This is a genomic window from Butyrivibrio sp. AE2032 (genome assembly GCF_000702965.1).
In genome coordinates, this window is the sequence record NZ_JNLF01000004.1 from 1 (window position 1) to 18,409 (window position 18,409).

Genomic DNA, 18,409 nt, shown 5'->3' on the forward strand with positions numbered 1-18,409 from the left:
CTGCGTAAGATGGTATCTCAGATCGGCGATCTGCTCCTTAAGGGCCTTATTCTCTTCCCTTATGGCGATACCGTCAGTGATGGCTGACCAGAAATCGGACAACGTGTCACCTGCCGACTTTACAATGGACTGGGCAGGACTCGTCACAAGCTGGACCGGCTGGAGCAACTTTTTAACAGGGCTCCCCGGAACCAGACTCAGCACGGCAAAAGCCGTCAGCACGAGGATGACGAGAAGTGCTATGAACCATTTATTCTTAAACAGTTTTTTCAAGAGTATTCTCCTGATGCGTTAGTACGGGGCTTATTATCAACCCTTTTTGCCGCAGCAGTTCTTGTATTTCTTGCCGGAACCGCAGGGGCACGGATCGTTACGTCCGATCTTATCGGAATGTGCGATGTTTGCATCGCGGTATTCCTTCGTGATCTCCTGTCTCTTCTCGTCAGTAAGGATAGACTTCCATGCGGTGATGTTATAGAGCCAGTCAGCCTTTGCATCACGCATGTTGTAGTAGAGCTTCTCGTAATCGATCACGAGCTTGATCTCATAATCGTCATCGATAGCTTCGAGGTCGATGTCATCACCGTTAACAAGGCTGGACTTGATGCCGTCGATGAATCCTACGAATACATCCATTGCATCCTTGGGGAAGTCCAGTTTCTTAGCCAGCTCGGAAGCCTTGCCGCTGAGATATTCCTCATTGTCGGGATAAGCTCCCAGGATCTTCTCGTAAGCTGCCTTCTCGAGTGCATAGTAACGGTTGATATATTCAACATATTCCTGTCTGTTGGATGCATCCTCGGATCTGTCCATCCAGGTCTTGTAATAACTCATTTTCATAATCCTCCGAAATATTCTTTATTAAAGCTTGATTAAAGCTTGGCAGCTACAGCCCTGAGGAACTCCTCGGTAGTAACCGTCTTCTTGTTGTCGTTGTCAAGGAGATTATTGAGATCTCCGGTGATCGTGCCTTCCTCAATGGTCTCGATGGAAGCCTTCTCGATCCTGTCTGCGAAATCCTCAAGATCCTTAAGACCGTCGAGCTGAGCTCTCTTTCTGAGCGCACCGGACCAGGCGAAAAGTGTAGCCATAGGGTTAGTAGATGTCTGCTCACCCTTGAGGTGTCTGTAGTAGTGTCTTGTAACAGTACCGTGAGCTGCCTCATACTCGTAAACGCCCTTGGGTGAAACGAGAACGGATGTCATCATTGCAAGTGAACCGCATGCGGAAGCGAGCATGTCGCTCATGACGTCGCCGTCATAGTTCTTGAGCGCCCAGACAAATCCGCCTGAAGAGCGCATGACTCTTGCGACAGCATCATCAATGAGCGTATAGAAATATGTGATGCCGGCTGCTTCGAACTTTTCCTTGTACTGTGTGTCATAGATATTCTGGAAGATCTCCTTGAATCGTCCGTCGTACTTCTTGGAGATGGTATCCTTTGTTGCGAACCAGAGATCCTGCTTTGTATCCAATGCATACTCGAAGCAGGAAGTCGCAAATGCGGAAATGGACTTGTCAGTGTTGTACAGACCCTGGACAACACCTGCATCCTTATATTCAAAGATCGTCTGGCTCTCCTGTCTTCCGTCGGGATAAGTGAGAACAAGATCAGCTCTGCAAGGTCCGTCTACAAGGAACTCGGTGTCTCTGTATACATCGCCGTATGCGTGTCTTGCGATCGTGATAGGCTTTTCCCAGCATGATACGAAAGGTCTTATTCCCTTTACGAGGATCGGTGCCCTGAATACCGTTCCGTCAAGGATGGCCCTGATCGTGCCGTTAGGGCTCTTCCACATAGTGTGGAGATTATACTCTGTCATTCTCTGGGCATTGGGCGTGATCGTCGCGCACTTTACCGCAACGCCGAGCTCGTTTGTCCTGTTGGCGGCATCGATGGTTACCTGGTCTGCCGTCTCGTCCCTGTGCTTTAATCCGAGATCGAAATATTCGGTCTTCAGGTCAACATTGGGCTCGATAATGATCTCCTTTATCTGTTTCCAGATAATCCTTGTCATCTCATCCCCGTCCATCTCAACAAGCGGGGTCTTCATCTGAATCTTAGCCATAAGATCTCCCTCATATAAATAATACTAGAAGATTTTAAGGCATTAACCCTTTAACGTCAAATCAAAAAATGGGGAAAAACCTCATGAAAACGAGCCTGGATTACCGTCGGTCTTTGCAGCTGCCTTTACAAGGACTATCTCCAGGGAATATCTCTCATCGATAAGGCCGTGCCTGAAGTCGCTGTCCAGGTCTGCCGCAGTCAGATAGAGCTTTATGAGCGAATTCATGCTGAAATTATTTGCCTGCTGGCAGATCTTCTTTGCCCTGAACTCCTTCATGCCGGTCCTTTTTATCAGAACGTTCGGATTTCCGGCTTCCTTGGCCATTATCAGGGCCTTGATGTGGCTCATGATGGACGCCCTTATCATTACCATAGGCTCTTTATTGATTATCAGTTTATCAAGAGTCCCAAGCGCGGAAGCCGCATTTCCGCTTCCGCAGGAATCCATGATATCGAAGATCCTTCCGCTCAGGTCAGCCGGACAGCACAGTTCGACTATCTCGGGTGTTACCACAGTATAATTCTTGCTCTGACAGTAAAGAGCCACCTTATTGACCTCATTTACGAGCTCCATCATGTTGCCCGAACACCTTGAAGCCATTGAAGTTGCGGCATCATAGTTAACCTTCAGGCCTTCCTTGCCGAATCTGTTGCCGATCCAGTTCAGGAGTTCATCCTCTTCAAAGCCGGCCATGGAAGCAACCGTGCCGTACTGCACGAAAGCCTTAAACGCTTTCTTGCGGCTGTCTACGTTTTCCTCAAAGAAGACGACCACGGTAGACGACGGGATGTTTTTCAGCACATTCAGGTCCTTATCTGACAGTTCCCTTCCCGGAAGTCCGGACTGTCTGACAACAATAAGCCTTTTCGGCGACATCCACGGGGGCATGGAGATCAGTTCCTCGAGCTTGCCCATGTCGAACTTCTCGCCCGTCCTCGTGTCGATCGAAGCAAAATCCATATCTTCGGCTCCGGGACCCAGGCATACCTTCTTGAGCATGTTTACCGCTCCGTCGATCATGTATGTCTCTGTGCCATACAAAAGCACAAGACCCAAAGAATCGGATTCTTTGTTGATCTTGTTCAGCATCTGCTTGGAATTCAGAACTCCCTGAGGAAGAGCCTTCGGCTTTGCCATCTGTTACTGACCTCCGAACACTTCGGGATATCTGCTCTTAAAGAGAATATCCGTATCAACGTCTTCCGAACAGCCGTCGATCCTGCCTATGGATCCGGTCTGCCACATGGTGTAATCACCCTCATATGTTGTCTGTTTTACATAATGTGCAAGCCATACATCATAACCGGCAGGCTCCCAGATGATCTCGAGATAATACTTGCTCGCATAAAGGATCGTGCCGTAACCGTTGGCTTCCATCAAGCCTGCAAATTCATAGAACAGGTTATTGATATCGACAATGCTCATCTTATACTTCTGGAAATGTGACCAGCTCTCCCAGTCGAATGCGACGGGAAGATCGAGTTCCTTGTCCGCAAGAACGTTCAGGAGCTCTGCGGTGTGCTCCCTGAGCATCTCAATGGTGCTGTCGGTCGAATAGTAGTAAACGCCTATCTTGAGGCCCGCAGCCTTGGCGTCACGGTAATACTCCTCAAACTTGCGGTCTTCGCCCAGCTCGCCGTTGTTGTAGATCATGGCTCTGAGCATGACGAATTCGCATCCTGCCGCCTTTACTTTCTCGAAATCGATGTCTCCCTGATATCTGGAAACATCAATACCGTACGCTATGTCACTGTCAGGATACCTGGCCATGAAATCGCTGAACGCAAGAGTCGTATGCTCGTCGGAGCCGCCTCCTCCGCCACCGCCGCCCGAAGAGCTCGGCACATAGACCCTGATGGTCATCTCGCCGGACTTTGTATTACCCGCATCGTCGACCAACGTTACCGTAATGGGATATCTGCCCTCCTGGGATGTGTCGACCTCGCCGTCAATCCTTACTTCGACATCGCTGTCGCAATTATCTATAAAACCTATATGTCTGTTGATGTCAAACTCTGAACCCAGCTCAACACTTGCGCTCTCAGGCAGGTTGAGGAACATCGGGGCCTTTGTATCCTCTTCCGGCTGTTCCATGTGCGGTATGGCCGGTGTCGGCGAAGGCGTGGGTGTCGGAGTATTGCTCGGTGTGGGCGTAGGCGTATCTGTCGGCGTGGGGCTCGGCTGTATGTCATCGCCGTCTCTCATGCCTTCAGTATCGCGCGGATGCACATCCGCACCGCACCCTGCAAGCGGGGTGATCATCATGGCAGCCGCAAGAAGCACGGCAGCAGCCATCTTTATCTTTCTTAAACGTTTATTCAGCATATATCTCCATTCTTCAGCATCTGCTGATTCCTTTCCTAAGATCCCATATCATTTTTCGATTATAACAAACTTGGCTCCTTTTCTATCGCACTTTATGGGACAAAATAAGGCAAAGACCGACACAAGCCCGACTGATCCCGTGTTTTCGGCTGTTTTTATATGCTCATTTGAGGCTGCCTGCAAATGCCTGTACACGACAATTATTCAAGCAGATAATGCTTTATAACACTGTCCATGAGAAGCACATCCAGAGGCGTCTTGCTGGTCTCCCATGTCAATATGAGCTTTTCTCCCTTGAACAACCCGTTTTTCTCGTAAATGTTTATTCTGTTTACATTTTTATTTGCATAATCCTCATCATCCATCTTGCCCAGATGCTCCCAATAAAGAATTTTCCTTCGTCTAACGTTTAGCGCGGTAAAATCCGGATGTATGACGCCCAGTCCTTCCAAATATAGCGGACACTCGTATTTATATGGAACACCATGTTTTTTCAGAGCATTGGCGATCAGTATCTCTGACTTTGATCTGACACGTTCGTTCTTTTCCGTATAGTATTCAGCATCACCAACACCGAAACTACCGCCTTCGTACGGTTCTGACAGCCATTCTTCAACATATTGTTCATCCGTCTGCCTAATCGGTATGATCAGGTTCTGTCGGCCTTTGCAGAGCGTCCCATAATAGTCTTCGGCTGAAGTCTTGCCTAGCGTTTTTGATATTCTTTCGATATTCTCGATTTCCTTATCTATCAGTTTGACCATTTTGTTAAGATATTCGTAATTTGCAACCTGCTCAACAATTCTGAGTTCGCTTCCTCTTGCATATTTACCCTTTGCACTGAAATTGTCTTTTTTCAGATAGCATTGTCCTTTATTCGAATCAACGCAGATATGGTACTTTGGCGTTCCTTTGTACTTCAGTTTTTCCAGACGCTTAACGACAATCAATTTATATTTATCGAGTTCGTTTTTTCGCATTTGAAGCAAATCTCTTATGCTTTCCATCTTTGGTCCTCCTTTTATATATCAATTGCTGTTTACTGCTAATACAAGTTTCTATTTTTCTTGAATTGACCGCCATTATGGTCGATATAAGAAATCTGACGGTCACATCCAAACACATGCTCATTGCAAATACCGCCAAACCACTTAAATCAATACAATTGACGGTCTCTGCTGTTTCATAGAAATCCTTCCTTACCGCCACTTCACTTATTTCAATGCAAATGGCGGTTTCTATCGCTCCATGGAAATCATTCCTTACCGCCAATTCACTTATTTCAATGCATATGGCGGTTTCTATCGCTCCATGGAAATCATTCCTTACCGCCAATTCACTTATTTCAATGCATATGGCGGTTTCTATCGCTCCATGGAAATCATTCCTTACCGCCAATTCACTTGTTTCAATGCAGATGGCGGTTTATATTGCTCCATGGAAATTATTCTTTACCGCCAATTCACTTATTTCAATGCGAATGGCGGTTATATTCGAATTAAACTGTCGTAACTGCTGATAAACAATGCAGAATCAAATCCTCATTTATCAAAACGCCATCACTACCGCCCCCTCCCTGTCTGTCCTGAACACCTCACACCCGTAAGTTTCCAGCCGTTCGAGCGTTTCAGGCGCGGGATGCCCGTAGAAGTTGTGCTCACCGACGGATATGACGGCAACCGCGGGAGAACATGCTTCGATAAACTCACAGGAAGTCGAATATTTGGATCCGTGATGCGCAACCTTAAGTATGTCGCAGTCTATATCGGCATCCGAACCGATGAGAAGAGATTCACTCCTTGTTCCTATATCGCCTGTAAACAGGATCTTTGTCTCCTCCTTCCCTTCTATATCAAGCATTACGACAAGGCTTTCCTCATTTCCCCCGCCGATACCGGAAGAAGGATAAAGCACGTCTATATATACCGAATCAGACAGTCTGATTCGTTCTCCGGCCGTTATTTCAGCCAAACATGAAAGATAAGCTTCTTTTACCGGACTGATCTCAGCAGATCTGAAGAACTCATTCACGTCTTTATCGCTTTCACCGGCACACGGAACATATGACGTGAGGATCAGTCCTGTCCTGCCCTGAGAGCATAATGCGGCAAGCCCTCCTGCGTGATCGGTGTCCCAATGGCTCATTATGCAGACATCCGCCTTGCCGATACCGTAATAGTCGAGCAGATCACGGACTGTCCTGCCGCCTTCTTCATATGTTCCCCCATCTATAAGGCAGTTCAGTTCATGAGTCATTATCAGGCAACAGTCACCCTGTCCGACATCTGCAAACACCACGGTGCACAAGGGTTTATTAACGACTGAAACAGCTTCAAAGCCGACCAGGCACGCAAGGACAGCAGCAGAAATCTTCAGAAACAGCCTTCTGATAAGACAGGGCGGCATAAAAAGCAGAAAAACGGTAATCCCGGCCATAAACAGGAGCATGTTGCTAAGATGAACCGGTGCACCGCCGTTTCCGCTCATGACGCTTCCCGCGCTGACCAGTTTTTTCAGGCATTTCAGGCATAAAAAAAGCGGAGAAGACAGATATCCTGACCAGAAAGGAAGCAGTATGCACAGCAAAACGCACGGGATAAAGAATGTGCAGCAGGCTCCGGCCGCAAAAGAGCCGCCGATCTGGATCAGAAGGTGTTCCAGATCGGGTCTCATAGAGATATCAGACCAGAAAGGCATCATTCCGAGGGATGCAGATACGGTGACACTCAAAACAGACGATATCTTCTCGCCCAGCTGAAAGCGCATAAGAAGTTCTGTGATCTTTCCGCTGCAGGTCTTTATGGCCAGAACGGCGCAGAAACTCATCTGAAAACCGGAAGACATTGGACAGAAAGGGTCGGCAGTGACCATTACGACAGAAGCCAGACTTAAAGCTGACAGCCAGTCACGCGCAGCAAAAGCGCAGATGCTCATTACAGCGGCGCGCGTAACGGAACTGCCCCACCCCGTAAGACAACCCACGGTCACGCAGAACAGGACATAGGCAACCATCGCTTTTCTGCGTTTGATGCCCAACAGATCGAGCACAGAAGGAAGGCAAGCCAGAAAACCCGCAAAATGAGTGCCCGAGACAGCCAGAAGATGCGAACAGCAGGACATCTTGAAATCCCTTTGAACACTTTCTTCCAGAAGTGATCTGTCACCCGTGCACACGGCTGCAGTCAATGCTTTAAAAGAGTCATCAAAAGTATCTGAGACAGCACTGACTGCTTCCCTTCTGAATTCAAAGAAAAACTGCTGAAGATAACCCGCAATTCTGTATAAAACAAATGCATTCCCGTTTTTCACAAAACGGTCGCAGGAAAAGATGTACAGTATGCCTTTAGACCTCAGATATTCCCTGTAATCGAATTCGCCCGGATTGCCAGCTTTTTCAGGCTCTTTAAGGGTTCCGAAAAGTGTCAGGCAGTCACCGGGAAAAAGGCTTTCAAGATCGGACAGATCACCCCGGTACCTGATCTTTGCAAGAGCTCCGCCATCCAAGCATGCGGTAATGTCCGTATCACCCGAAAGTTTATATGTAACAGACGTTATCACGCACGGATATCCGCCGTTTTCGGACTGATAACAGGATGCATTGAGTCTTGAAACGATCTTATATCCGAGCAGTGTCACAACAACGGCCAGGATCAGGCCGCAGGACATCACCGCAAACCTGTTAGCGTATTCTAACCGATGCTGAAATGCTTGTTTCCTGAAGGTCTTTTCCTTACTGTTAGAACAGCAAAACACCGCATAAAAAAATACTATAAAAACACTCAGAAAAACGGGCGGTATCATGGATCCTGAACGGTAACTGATAAGGCAGTCAGCGGCCAAAACAACAGCAGGAAGAAGGCACGGACGCTTCGCGAAAGCATAAGACATCTGATCAAGCCAGCAAGGCAGCATCCTCAGACGCTGAAAGATACGTTCGGGCAGCGCCAAAAGCTCTTTATTTCCGTATGTTTTGCCATAGTAGTTCTTCATGTTAAAATTCTAGTGCGGCCGTTTGTCGGTTTCTGTCTCAATTTTGGCCCCAAAAACCGACAAAACCCGACAAAAACGACAAGTTGAACAGTTTGGACAGAGTTATCTACATGGCGATTAATTACGGAAAGATCAGATATCTAAAGACCTGCGCATCCGTCAGGGACCTTCCTGACGAGAAACTTCCCGAGGTTGTTTTGGCCGGAAGATCCAATGTCGGCAAGTCTTCCCTCGTAAATGCACTCGGCGGATCGAAGAAACTTGCCAGAGTTTCGCAGACGCCTGGCAAAACGCAGCAGATCATATACTTTGACATGGATTCACAGGCAATATTAGCAGATCTTCCGGGATACGGTTTCTCAAAGGCCTCAAAGCAGAAATCTGCAGGATTTTCGGAGCTTTGCGACAATTATTTCAAGGTCAGAAAAGGCATCGATCTGGTCCTTCTCCTTATCGACATAAGACATGAGCCGTCAAACGACGACATCGGCATGCTTAATTTCCTGAACAGCACCGGACTTCCCTATTTTCTGGTGTTTACCAAGTGCGACAAGATGTCAGCCCAGCAGGTCAGAAAACAACTGCAGATGATGTCAAACTGTCTTGATTTTGCTGAAGATGCAAGGGTTTTCGCGATCTCAAACAATGAGACAAACCCGCAAAAATCAGGAATACCTGATCTCAAGCAGGCAATCTCTGATGAGCTATTCAAATAATCAACAACAATTCACCAACTTTTCGTGCAAATTTTATGACGATAGCGCTTTGATTTGTTTTGCTACTCCGATATTATTTAATTAGTTCTTTTATGGGGGATCAGTGCAGCCATGAGCGACTTATATGTCAATGCGGGCTATCAGGACGGTAATCTGACACCTTTCGGTCCGATCGGCATCATTGCACATACATCCAACAGAGATTTCGTAAAAAGGGTTTCCGACGTCCTTTCGTCCAAAAGAAAGATACGCGCTGCAAGCCCTGACAATAAATTCGAGGAAAATCCCGGCTACGCACGCGAAGATTATCTTATCGACACTTCCCTTACCAGATTCCAGACAGGAGAAGGCAAGTTCTCGCTGGGTGAGAGTGTCAGAGGACACGATATCTTCATCATCACGGACGTTCTTTCGCGCAATATCGAATATGACCTCATCGTAGGCAGGCACGTCATCTCCCCCGATGACCAGTACAGAGACCTTTTGAGGATCATTTCGACAATTAAGGGTAAGGCAAAGAGGATCAACGTCATTATGCCCTTTGTCTATGAAGGCCGCCGCGAAAAGCTCGATTCACACCGTGAATCCTACGACTGCGCCGACATGCTCAAAAAACTCTATTCCCTGGGAGTAGCCAATCTCATCGTTTTCGATCCGCACGACGAGAGAATCGCGAATGCGGTACCGCTCATGTCAATTGAGATGCCGCGTTGCCAGTTCAAGATGACATCCACCCTGCTCAACCGTTTCGGCTCGATAAAGCTCGATGCGGAGAGCACGCTCGTAATAAGCCCTGACATCAACGGAGTCTCTCGTGCCAATTTCTACAGCACGAACCTGAGCCTCCCTCTGGGCTTCTGCTACCGATATAAGTCAACGATGCCGGGCAACGGCGGAAGATCCTATCACTACTTGGGCGACAGCGTTGAAGGCAAAGATATCCTGCTGATAGATGACATGATCAATTCCGGATCCACCGTCATCAATACGGCACGTCTCCTCAAGGAGGACCGCGGAGCAAAGGATGTTTACTGTCTCGTTCCCTTCGGCCTTTTCACCGACGGGCTCGAAGAACTGGACAAAGCATACGAGAGGGGCATCTTCAAGTGCATCTGCACCACCAATCTGATCTATGCACCTGAGGAACTCAGATCACGCGAATGGTACCTGGCCGCTGACATGGTGCCTTACGTCGCAAAGATCATAGACTCTTTAAACCTTGATGAATCTATCTACGACCTTATCAATTCGACTTCGAGATTAAGAGATCTCAAGAGTCAGATAAGGATCGGAGAGATCATAGATGAATTTGAAGAATAAGAAATCAAAAAAGGCATGAAAGGCAGGCTGCAATTATGACATCAGCATCTGACGAAAGAGCTTATTCCCGCTACGACCAATACGGCGACAACCCCATGGCGCCCGTAGGACCCATCGGTCTCATCGCTCTCAGGGGAAGTGAGGATTTCACCGAAAAGGTAAACTTCTACCTCAACAAGAGACGTTCCGAGTATCAGCAGGAACAGATCGTTAATACCTATCCGGGCTTCTTCAGAGAGGATTATACGATCCCCGTTGAGAACGCAAGGTTCTCATCAGGCGAAGGCAAAGCGGTAGTCAAGAATACGGTCAGAGGCCATGACCTGTATCTCATCAGCGACATCATGAACTGCTCCTGCACCTACAAGATGTTCGGCACGGACAACAGGATGAGCCCTGACGACCACTATCAGGACCTCAAGCGTGTCATCCTCGCCTGCTCCGGCAAATCAAGAAGGATCAACGTCATCATGCCTTTCCTTTACGAGAGCCGTCAGCACAAGAGAAACGCCAGAGAATCCCTCGATTGCGCTTTCGCACTCGAAGAGCTCTACGAATTGGGCGTTGCAAACATCATCACTTTCGACGCACACGACGAGAGAGTCGCAAATGCGATCCCTCTTGCAGGCTTTGAGAGCCTTCCCACCACATATCAGATCATCAAGGAGATGTACCGTCAGGTCCCCGACCTCTGCTTCTCCAACGGCAAGTTCATGATCATATCACCTGATGAAGGCGGTATCGGCAGAGCTATGTACTACGCCTCCATCCTCGGTGTCCCTCTCGGAACATTCTATAAGAGAAGAGATTACACAAGAGTCGTAGACGGCAAGAACCCCATCGTAGCTCACGAGTTCCTCGGCGAATCCGTTGAAGGCATGGACATCCTCATCGTTGACGACATGATCTCCTCCGGCGATTCCATGATCGATATCGCCCGCGAGATGAAAGAACGCGGAGCAAGAAAAGTATTCTGCGCCGTTACTTTCGGTCTCTTCACGGAAGGTATCGACAACTTCAACAAGGCATACGAAGAAGGCATTATCAACAAGGTATTTGCAACAAACCTCATCTACAGAAGACCTGAGCTCCTCGAAGCTCCCTGGTATGCGGATGTTAACCTCTGCAAGTTCGTTGCTCTCCTCATCGATGCCATCAACCACGACGCTTCACTGTCCAATCTCATCAATCCTACCGAGAAGATCAAGAATCTCCTCGCAACGAAAGAGAAGATCGGCCTTAATCCTGAAGAGCTGAAACCCTGATAATGGCAAATACAGGCAGATCACGTTCGGCTGGCACTTCTTCAAGGAGCACGAAAAGCAGCTCCTCGGGCAGGTCTGCCCGCACGACGGGCCAGCGCAGTTCCTCACAGCGCACTTCTTCCAGGAGCAGCTCAGCACAGCGTTCCACTTCAAGGAGGACGTCTGCCCCTGCCCCGCAGGAATCGGGCGCAGAATCCCTCTTTAAGAAGTTCGCTTCATCAAGGGCTGCCATGCCGCTTATCTTCATAGGAGCGGTTCTTCTTATCGTCGGCATTGACCTTCTCGTCAGCTGGAACAAATATGAGGTCTTCTTTAAGATCCTCGGCGTGGAAATACTCATCGCTGTCGTTGTTTGGGGTGTTTTGACGCTAGTATTCTCAAGCAGGAAGAAGAACGGCACGGACGGAATGTCTGAAGACGAGGTATAGTGCCTTGACTTTGGACGGCATAACCTGTCAGCTTCTCGCAAACGAGCTGAATACCGAACTTGAAGGCAAGCGTGTAGACAAGATCTACATGCCCGACAGGCATACGGTAATACTTCACATAAGATTCACGGGCGGATACAGAAAACTCCTGATCTCGATAGATCCGGGGTCTCCTCGCATCTGCTTTTCCGAGAACACCATGGAAAACCCGTCCATACCGCCCTCATTCTGCATGCTGCTCCGCAAGTACCTGGCAGGATCAAGGATCGAAAAGGTCACCAATCCCGGATACGAGCGCATCATAGAGATCACGGTAAGCAACAACGACGAGTTAAGGGACAGAAAATTCTACACACTGACGGTCGAGCTCATGGGACGTTTTTCAAATCTCGTCCTCATAAACGAGAACGGCAGGATACTGGATTCGGCTATACATGTCGATTTCTCCGTTTCGCGCGTAAGGGAAGTCATGCCTGCCAGAGTCTATGTTTATCCGCCGGCACAGGAAAAGCTCGATGCCGCAACGGCTCTTGAGATGGCCGGGAACAAGGATCTGCCGATCCTCGAAACGGAACTCTCCCGCCCCATAGAAAAAGCACTCGTAGGCTCGATCAAGGGCCTTTCCCCTATTCTCGCGGCTTATATCGCAGACATGGCCGGGATCGACGGCAGAAAGACTCTTGCGATGCTGAAGGACGCTGACAGGAGCGCGCTGAATGATTCCGTCAAGGATTTTCTGAAGACCATCGTAAACGGCACATATTCCGCTCACGTCTTCTACGGAGATGACGGTGAGCCTGCTGACGCTTCCATCGCGGAACTAAAAGGCTATGCGAAGACCGTGAGCGCAAATTCGATATCCGAAGCCATAGACCTGTGCTATCAGGCAAGGGATTCAAGACTCGTACTCGATAAAGGCCGCGACAGATTAAACCAGATCATAGGCAGTGCACTCGCAAGAGTCATAAGAAAGCGCGAGATACACGAACAGGATCTCGAGGAAGGCCGAAAAGCAGATAAGCTCAAGCATTCCGGAGATCTCATACTCACATATAAGTACATGATCACCCAGGGCGCTTCGAGCGTTACGCTCACCGATTATGCTTCTGAGACACAGGCCGAGATCACCATTCCCTTAAATCCAACGCTCGACGCCTCAGGAAATGCCCAGGAATACTACAAGCGCTTCCACAAGGCCAAGAGAAAGATGGAGCTCGCAGAGCAGTATCTCAAAGAAGACGAACTTGCGGTCGAATATCTGAGGTCACTGAGCGCAGCCGTTAACGCCGCATCTTCTGCCGAAGACATTGATGCGATAAACGAGGAGATAAGACTTGAGATAAGCGGAGATACAGGTTTCCGCAAATGTCCTTCCGCCCCAAAAAACACCAACGAGAACAAGGGCGACCCCAACAAGATGGTCGGTGTCGCCAAATCCGGCAAAGCATCTTCCAGAGCCCTCAGGGAAGCCGCAAAAAGAGCCAACATGGGCAAAGGCAATAAAGACAAGCACAAGGATAAGGCTCTCCCCTGCCGCAGATACATGACATCCGACGGCTACGAGCTTCTCGCCGGAAGGAACAATATCCAGAACGACCAGCTCACGTTCCACACAGCTTCAAGACGCGACTGGTGGTTCCATGTCAAAGGCCTTCCCGGAACACACGTCATCCTGAAGACCAAGCCGAACGAGGAAATGCCTTCTGATAACGCTGTCCTCGAGGCCGCCAGCCTCGCGGCATTCTTTTCGAAAGCGATAATACTGGAAGAGCATATGACTTCCGGCGATTCAAAGCCGGGAATGCTCAAGGCCGAAGTCGACTACTGCCCCGTCTCACATGTAAAAAAGATACCGGGAGCAAAGCCCGGCATGGTCATTTACGAAGGTTATTATTCGGTATTGGTCGAGGCTAAAGAACCTCACTCAAAGGACTTGTAGATCTTGTCCCTGAATTTGGATTCCTCCAAAGAGAATATGCAGCCGCAGTATTTCTGCCTGTAAAGACCTATCTCCCTGGCCATGTCCTGACCCTGTCTGAAGCCGGGACGGAAATCCATGTAATCGAACTTTACCCCATATTTCGATGCCTTGGCGCCGCTTATCTCAGCGATCTTGTCGTGCTGCTGATAAGGACTTACCAAAAGCGTCGTGCAAAAAGACTCATAACCGTTCTCTGACGCAAACTTCGCGACATGATCCATCCTTATGTCGTAGCACATCTCGCATCTGGAGGCGAATTCATTAAGGTATTCCTTTGAAAGCCAGTAGTCCTGCATGCATTCCGAACCTTCGGAGATAAGCCTGACATTATAGTGATCACAGGCTTTCTGAAGGTTTTCGTGACGGCGGTCGAACTCAAACTGCGGCTGGATGTTGGGGTTGTACCAGAAGCAGTCGATATCCCTTCCCTCTGTCAGGAGCAGGTCAACGGGATACATCGCGCACGGACCGCAGCAGCAATGAAGAAGCATCTTCCCCATCAGTTGTCCTCACCGTCCTTATTCGCTTTCTGCCAGTCCTCTATCGTTATGTTCTCGAATTTTGCGGGTATGGTATCGTTATTCTTCATGCCTGCGATGAATGAAGGCGGAGGAGTCATGCCGAGATGCTCGAAAGCCCTTAAAGTCAGGACTCTTCCTCTGGGGGTCTTCGCAAGGAAACCGTTCTGCAGCAGGAAAGGCTCGTAAACGTCTTCTATCGTCACGGGATCTTCACCCGTGCAGGCTGCAAGGGTCTCGAGTCCCACAGGACCGCCCTTGAATATATCTGCGATAGCAGTAAGAACCCTTCTGTCAACGTTATCAAGACCGAGTTCATCTATCTCGAGAGCCTTGAGTCCGAAATCGGATACCTCCTTGTCGATCGTATCCTTTTCCATGTAAGAAGCGTAATCTCTCATACGCTTAAGAAGCCTTATGGCAATTCTCGGAGTGCCTCTCGACCTTGAAGCGATATTGCGTAGTCCCTCGTCGTTAATGGCGATGCCCAAAAGGCCTGCGTCACGCTTTAATATCTGCATGAGGTCTTCGGTCTCATAGAGTTCAAGACGGTTTATCATGCCGAAACGGTCTCTCAAAGGCGCAGAGAGCATGCCTGCCCTGGTCGTGGCACCAACAAGCGTGAAATGCGGAAGATCGAGCCTGACGGATCTCGCGGCGGGACCTTTACCGATCATGAGATCGAGGCAGTAATCCTCCATTGCGGGATAAAGTACTTCCTCAACGCTCTTATTGAGCCTGTGGATCTCGTCGATAAAAAGGACCTCATTCTCATTGAGGTTGGTAAGGAGCGCTGCCAGATCGCCTGCCTTCTCGATGGAAGGACCTGTGGTGATGTGCATCGCAACACCCATCTCTGACGCTATTATGCCCGCCAAAGTGGTCTTTCCAAGACCCGGAGGGCCGTATAAGAGAACATGGTCCAAAGCTTCACCGCGCTTTTTGGCGGCGTCGATGAAGATCTTTAAATTGGTCTTTACCTTGGTCTGACCTGAATACTCATCAAAGGTCACCGGCCTTAAGGCCTTCTCCTCTGCATCACCGGGCTGTCTGAGCCTGCCCAGGACGCGCTCTTCCTCATTATCCTGTTCGTTAAAATTCATCATCTGTATATCCTGTCCCTTATGAGAACTTCTTTCCCGCTGCAAGCTTTAAAGCCTTGCGGATAAGATCTTCGAGACCTATGCCTTCTTCATAAGCAGCGCTGACGGCTTCAGCAGCTTCCTGATCTTTATATCCTAACACAACGAGAGCTCCGACAGCATCCTGCATGACGACCGTATCGCCCTTGCCCGAAGCCGCTGCGGCAACAGGAGTAACGCTTACGCTTGCTGCTGTCCCTAACTGCGTCTTGAGCTTATCCTTGAGTTCCACGATGATCTTCTCCGCGCTCTTCTTGCCAAGACCCTTTACGCTCGTAAGAAGCGCTATATTGCCGCTCATTACGGCTGCAGCGATCTGCTCGGCGGAAAGCGTCGCACAGATCGAATGGGCAACCTTGGGACCGATGCCGCTTACCGTGATGAGCTTTAAGAACATCTCCTTCTGGTCTCTTGAGATAAAGCCGTAGAGCGATATGTCGTCTTCCTTGACGCTCTGATAGAGATATACCGTAACGTTATCGCCTATCCCCCCGATCTCTGCAGATATCCCCAGCGGGCAGTTTATGAGATATCCGATGCCGCTGTTCTCGACAACTATCTGCTGATCGTTTCTTTCTGTCATCATTCCCTTGATATATGCGTACATTAAATCTCTCCTGTAATTGTTTATCCGTTTATTCTAACAAAGATCAGACGAATCCTTCGTTGCGTTTCGAATATCCGTATCTTCCGTACTGATAACCCGATACCGCCTTTCCGGAGAACGCGGTGCCGGTGTTTGCCAGTGTGATCGCGAGAGCCAGCGCGTCGGCCGCATCGTCAGGCTTCGGGATCTCCTTGAGACCCAAGATGTTCTTGGTCATGAGCTGCACCTGCTTCTTCTCGGCTTTGCCGTATCCCGTAATGGCAAGCTTTACCTGACCCGGAGTGAATTCGTAACACTCCACACCCGCTCTTGCGGCTTCGACAAGGACAGCGCCTCTTGCCTGCGCCGTACCGATAACCGTCGTGTGGTTATGCCCCATGAAGAGCTCCTCGATGGACATAAAGTCGGGTTTATGCTGCTCTAAAAGGAATCTGATCTTGTCGTTTATGGCAAGGAGCCTTAACGGGAAATCGACTCCGGCCTTCGTCTCTATAACGCCGTAATCAATAACCTCAAACTTGTTTCCGACCTTGTCGATGATGCCGTATCCCGTGATGGCATAACCCGGGTCGATACCGATGATCCTCTTCTTAACGGGCTCTTTGACCATAGTACTCCTCTGCATGTATAAACATTTGTTCTGATTATACAATAAGAAAAGAACAAATCAAGATATCACGTCCAATATGGCAGGCTTCGTCTCAGGCTTTTCAGGTCCTATCTCATAGGCTTCAAGTATCAGGTCCATGGCGTCGAAAAGCCTTTCTTCAGGCAACGTGCTGTTCTCTCCCTGATAGAGCGCGCAAAGTGAATCGCCGCGTTCGACCTTATCGCCGATCTTTGCGAAGAACCCTATTCCCGCACCGTAGTCGATGCTGTCCGTTTTCGCAAGGCGGCCTGCTCCTAACAGAACCGAAGCCTGTCCTATCAGATCAGCGCGCATACCCGTGACGTATCCTGCTTCAGGAGAGTTAACATGCATGCAGTCGAAAGGCTTATCCACATAAACGGGACCGGTCATATCATTCCATTCGCCGCCCTGTGACTTGATGAGTTCTTTGTATTTCTCATAACACGTTCCGTCAGAAAGTCTTGCGCGGATCTCATTTCTTAATACCTCATCACTCATGCCTGCATCTTTTCCAGCCAGTTTGATGAGCTGGAACGCAAGCTCGGTAACGACTGCGATGACATCCTCTTCGCCCTTGCCCGTTACCGTGTTGTAGACTTCCTGCATCTCAAGGATGTTTCCGCAGAACCTTCCCAAAGGCTGGTCCATATCCGTAATGACCGCCACCGTCTTCCTCTCTGCGAGCTTTCCGATCCTGATCATGGCCTCGGCAAGCTCTTTGGCCATACCGTAATCCTTCATGAATGCTCCAGAACCGCATGTGACATCAAGAGCAATTGCCGAAGCGCCTCCTGCTATCTTCTTGCTCATTATGCTCGATGCAATGAGCGGAATGGAATCGACTGTTCCCGTCACATCCCTTAATGCATAAAGGATCTTGTCTGCGGGAGCAAGATCCGGCGTCTGTCCGGAGATGACCATTCCTGTCTGGATGACATACATATGGAAATCCTTGGGACTGACCTCTATGTTAAAACCCTTTATTGATTCGAACTTATCAACAGTACCGCCCGTAAACCCGAGTCCCCTTCCGCTTAGCTTTACAGTCTCCACGCCGAACGTGGCGATAAGAGGAATGAGGATGGGAGTGATCTTATCTCCTACTCCGCCCGTGCTGTGCTTATCAACGGGTACGCCTTCAAGATACGGGAACTTCATCTGGTTTCCCGATGCAGCCATCTCCAGTGTCAGCGTGGTCATCTCACGGTCATCCATGCCGTTTAAGACGATCGCCATAAGGAGCGCCGATGTCTGATAGTCAGGAATGGTACCGTCCGTAACACCCTTTACGAAGAACTTTATCTGTTCGTCTGTAAGGCTGTGCTTATCTCTCTTGGCGATGATTATGTCACGCATGTTCATGGAAGATAACCTCCGGAAAATGTATTCATCTATTGATTAATTATAGCCTAAA

Annotated in this window: 19 protein-coding genes; 6 read left to right on the forward strand and 13 right to left on the reverse strand. The window is 48.9% G+C overall.

What is annotated here, in order from left to right; all coding sequences use genetic code 11:
* The 6 genes from BO18_RS14185 to BO18_RS14210 form a co-directional block, all read right to left on the reverse strand.
* Positions 1–273, reverse strand: a 273-nt coding sequence (locus tag BO18_RS14185) for a hypothetical protein (RefSeq protein WP_034447421.1), incomplete at its 3' end; no start/stop codon positions are given.
* A 36-nt stretch (positions 274–309) separates the two neighbouring features.
* Positions 310–834 (reverse strand): SEC-C metal-binding domain-containing protein, encoded by a 525-nt coding sequence (locus tag BO18_RS14190; RefSeq protein ID WP_034447422.1) that lies wholly within the window; start codon positions 832–834, stop codon positions 310–312.
* Between the two features lie 38 nt (positions 835–872).
* Entirely contained in the window at positions 873–2,069 is a 1,197-nt protein-coding gene (locus BO18_RS14195; protein ID WP_034447423.1) for an NADP-dependent isocitrate dehydrogenase, read from the reverse strand.
* An 81-nt stretch (positions 2,070–2,150) separates the two neighbouring features.
* A complete protein-coding gene (gene holA / locus BO18_RS14200) occupies positions 2,151–3,209 on the reverse strand; it encodes a DNA polymerase III subunit delta (RefSeq protein WP_034447424.1) in 1,059 nt (352 codons plus the stop codon).
* 3 nt (positions 3,210–3,212) lie between these two features.
* Positions 3,213–4,397 carry a GH25 family lysozyme gene (locus tag BO18_RS14205; RefSeq protein ID WP_051688774.1) on the reverse strand — a complete coding sequence of 395 codons (1,185 nt, stop codon included), beginning with the start codon at positions 4,395–4,397 and terminating at the stop codon, positions 3,213–3,215.
* A 200-nt stretch (positions 4,398–4,597) separates the two neighbouring features.
* Positions 4,598–5,404, reverse strand: coding sequence for a hypothetical protein (locus BO18_RS14210; protein ID WP_185752465.1), 807 nt, complete (start codon positions 5,402–5,404; stop codon positions 4,598–4,600).
* 241 nt (positions 5,405–5,645) lie between these two features.
* On the opposite strand from BO18_RS14210, the gene BO18_RS34905 reads away from it, so the two are divergent.
* Positions 5,646–5,909 carry a hypothetical protein gene (locus BO18_RS34905; protein WP_185752466.1) on the forward strand — a complete coding sequence of 88 codons (264 nt, stop codon included), beginning with the start codon at positions 5,646–5,648 and terminating at the stop codon, positions 5,907–5,909.
* A gap of 36 nt (positions 5,910–5,945) precedes the next feature.
* Here the strand turns inward: BO18_RS34905 and BO18_RS14220 are convergent, their stop codons facing one another.
* The gene (locus tag BO18_RS14220; RefSeq protein ID WP_034447427.1) at positions 5,946–8,387 is read right to left on the reverse strand and encodes a ComEC/Rec2 family competence protein; all 2,442 of its coding nucleotides are present in this window, start codon (positions 8,385–8,387) and stop codon (positions 5,946–5,948) included.
* Positions 8,388–8,497: 110 nt separating this feature from the next.
* On the opposite strand from BO18_RS14220, the gene yihA reads away from it, so the two are divergent.
* The 3 genes from yihA (at position 8,498) to BO18_RS14235 (ending at position 11,688) form a co-directional block, all read left to right on the forward strand.
* Positions 8,498–9,103 (forward strand): ribosome biogenesis GTP-binding protein YihA/YsxC, encoded by a 606-nt coding sequence (gene yihA / locus BO18_RS14225; protein WP_034447429.1) that lies wholly within the window; start codon positions 8,498–8,500, stop codon positions 9,101–9,103.
* A 111-nt stretch (positions 9,104–9,214) separates the two neighbouring features.
* Entirely contained in the window at positions 9,215–10,423 is a 1,209-nt protein-coding gene (gene prs, locus BO18_RS14230) for a ribose-phosphate diphosphokinase (RefSeq protein ID WP_034447430.1), read from the forward strand.
* Positions 10,424–10,518: 95 nt separating this feature from the next.
* Positions 10,519–11,688: a ribose-phosphate pyrophosphokinase gene (locus tag BO18_RS14235; protein WP_185752496.1), complete on the forward strand. Its 1,170-nt coding sequence runs from the start codon at positions 10,519–10,521 to the stop codon at positions 11,686–11,688.
* Here BO18_RS14235 and BO18_RS14240 read toward each other — a convergent pair.
* Positions 11,663–11,935 carry a hypothetical protein gene (locus BO18_RS14240; protein ID WP_034447434.1) on the reverse strand — a complete coding sequence of 91 codons (273 nt, stop codon included), beginning with the start codon at positions 11,933–11,935 and terminating at the stop codon, positions 11,663–11,665. The genes BO18_RS14235 and BO18_RS14240 overlap by 26 nt on opposite strands.
* On the opposite strand from BO18_RS14240, the gene BO18_RS14245 reads away from it, so the two are divergent.
* Positions 11,919–12,116 carry a hypothetical protein gene (locus tag BO18_RS14245; protein WP_034447435.1) on the forward strand — a complete coding sequence of 66 codons (198 nt, stop codon included), beginning with the start codon at positions 11,919–11,921 and terminating at the stop codon, positions 12,114–12,116. The two genes, BO18_RS14240 and BO18_RS14245, sit on opposite strands and share 17 nt — an antisense overlap.
* 4 nt (positions 12,117–12,120) lie before the next feature.
* The gene (locus BO18_RS14250; protein WP_034447436.1) at positions 12,121–14,055 is read left to right on the forward strand and encodes an Rqc2 family fibronectin-binding protein; all 1,935 of its coding nucleotides are present in this window, start codon (positions 12,121–12,123) and stop codon (positions 14,053–14,055) included.
* Here the strand turns inward: BO18_RS14250 and BO18_RS14255 are convergent.
* The 5 genes from BO18_RS14255 to BO18_RS14275 are packed head-to-tail and all read right to left on the reverse strand — an operon-like array spanning position 14,037 to position 18,357.
* Positions 14,037–14,597, reverse strand: coding sequence for an epoxyqueuosine reductase QueH (locus BO18_RS14255; RefSeq protein WP_034447438.1), 561 nt, complete (start codon positions 14,595–14,597; stop codon positions 14,037–14,039). The two genes, BO18_RS14250 and BO18_RS14255, sit on opposite strands and share 19 nt — an antisense overlap.
* Entirely contained in the window at positions 14,597–15,721 is a 1,125-nt protein-coding gene (ruvB, locus tag BO18_RS14260; RefSeq protein WP_330379532.1) for a Holliday junction branch migration DNA helicase RuvB, read from the reverse strand. Before ruvB ends, BO18_RS14255 begins: the two co-directional genes overlap by 1 nt.
* A 16-nt stretch (positions 15,722–15,737) precedes the next feature.
* Positions 15,738–16,364: a Holliday junction branch migration protein RuvA gene (gene ruvA, locus BO18_RS14265; protein ID WP_034447439.1), complete on the reverse strand. Its 627-nt coding sequence runs from the start codon at positions 16,362–16,364 to the stop codon at positions 15,738–15,740.
* Between the two features lie 43 nt (positions 16,365–16,407).
* The gene (gene ruvC, locus BO18_RS14270; RefSeq protein WP_066738334.1) at positions 16,408–16,974 is read right to left on the reverse strand and encodes a crossover junction endodeoxyribonuclease RuvC; all 567 of its coding nucleotides are present in this window, start codon (positions 16,972–16,974) and stop codon (positions 16,408–16,410) included.
* 57 nt (positions 16,975–17,031) lie between these two features.
* Positions 17,032–18,357 carry a thymidine phosphorylase gene (locus BO18_RS14275; protein WP_034447440.1) on the reverse strand — a complete coding sequence of 442 codons (1,326 nt, stop codon included), beginning with the start codon at positions 18,355–18,357 and terminating at the stop codon, positions 17,032–17,034.
* Between the last annotated feature and the right edge of the window lie 52 nt (positions 18,358–18,409).

Excerpts from the sequence above, each read along its gene's own strand:
- BO18_RS14190 (WP_034447422.1), bottom strand. The coding sequence starts at position 834 with ATGAGTTATTACAAGACCTGGATGGACAGATCCGAGGATGCATCCAAC.
- BO18_RS14195 (WP_034447423.1), bottom strand. The coding sequence starts at position 2,069 with ATGGCTAAGATTCAGATGAAGACCCCGCTTGTTGAGATGGACGGGGAT.
- holA (WP_034447424.1), bottom strand. The coding sequence starts at position 3,209 with ATGGCAAAGCCGAAGGCTCTTCCTCAGGGAGTTCTGAATTCCAAGCAG.
- BO18_RS14205 (WP_051688774.1), bottom strand. The coding sequence starts at position 4,397 with ATGCTGAATAAACGTTTAAGAAAGATAAAGATGGCTGCTGCCGTGCTT.
- BO18_RS14210 (WP_185752465.1), bottom strand. The coding sequence starts at position 5,404 with ATGGAAAGCATAAGAGATTTGCTTCAAATGCGAAAAAACGAACTCGAT.
- BO18_RS34905 (WP_185752466.1), top strand. The coding sequence starts at position 5,646 with ATGGAAATCATTCCTTACCGCCAATTCACTTATTTCAATGCATATGGC.
- BO18_RS14220 (WP_034447427.1), bottom strand. The coding sequence starts at position 8,387 with ATGAAGAACTACTATGGCAAAACATACGGAAATAAAGAGCTTTTGGCG.
- yihA (WP_034447429.1), top strand. The coding sequence starts at position 8,498 with ATGGCGATTAATTACGGAAAGATCAGATATCTAAAGACCTGCGCATCC.
- prs (WP_034447430.1), top strand. The coding sequence starts at position 9,215 with ATGAGCGACTTATATGTCAATGCGGGCTATCAGGACGGTAATCTGACA.
- BO18_RS14235 (WP_185752496.1), top strand. The coding sequence starts at position 10,519 with ATGGCGCCCGTAGGACCCATCGGTCTCATCGCTCTCAGGGGAAGTGAG.
- BO18_RS14245 (WP_034447435.1), top strand. The coding sequence starts at position 11,919 with ATGCCGCTTATCTTCATAGGAGCGGTTCTTCTTATCGTCGGCATTGAC.
- BO18_RS14240 (WP_034447434.1), bottom strand. The coding sequence starts at position 11,935 with ATGAAGATAAGCGGCATGGCAGCCCTTGATGAAGCGAACTTCTTAAAG.
- BO18_RS14255 (WP_034447438.1), bottom strand. The coding sequence starts at position 14,597 with ATGGGGAAGATGCTTCTTCATTGCTGCTGCGGTCCGTGCGCGATGTAT.
- ruvB (WP_330379532.1), bottom strand. The coding sequence starts at position 15,721 with ATGATGAATTTTAACGAACAGGATAATGAGGAAGAGCGCGTCCTGGGC.
- ruvA (WP_034447439.1), bottom strand. The coding sequence starts at position 16,364 with ATGTACGCATATATCAAGGGAATGATGACAGAAAGAAACGATCAGCAG.
- ruvC (WP_066738334.1), bottom strand. The coding sequence starts at position 16,974 with ATGGTCAAAGAGCCCGTTAAGAAGAGGATCATCGGTATCGACCCGGGT.
- BO18_RS14275 (WP_034447440.1), bottom strand. The coding sequence starts at position 18,357 with ATGAACATGCGTGACATAATCATCGCCAAGAGAGATAAGCACAGCCTT.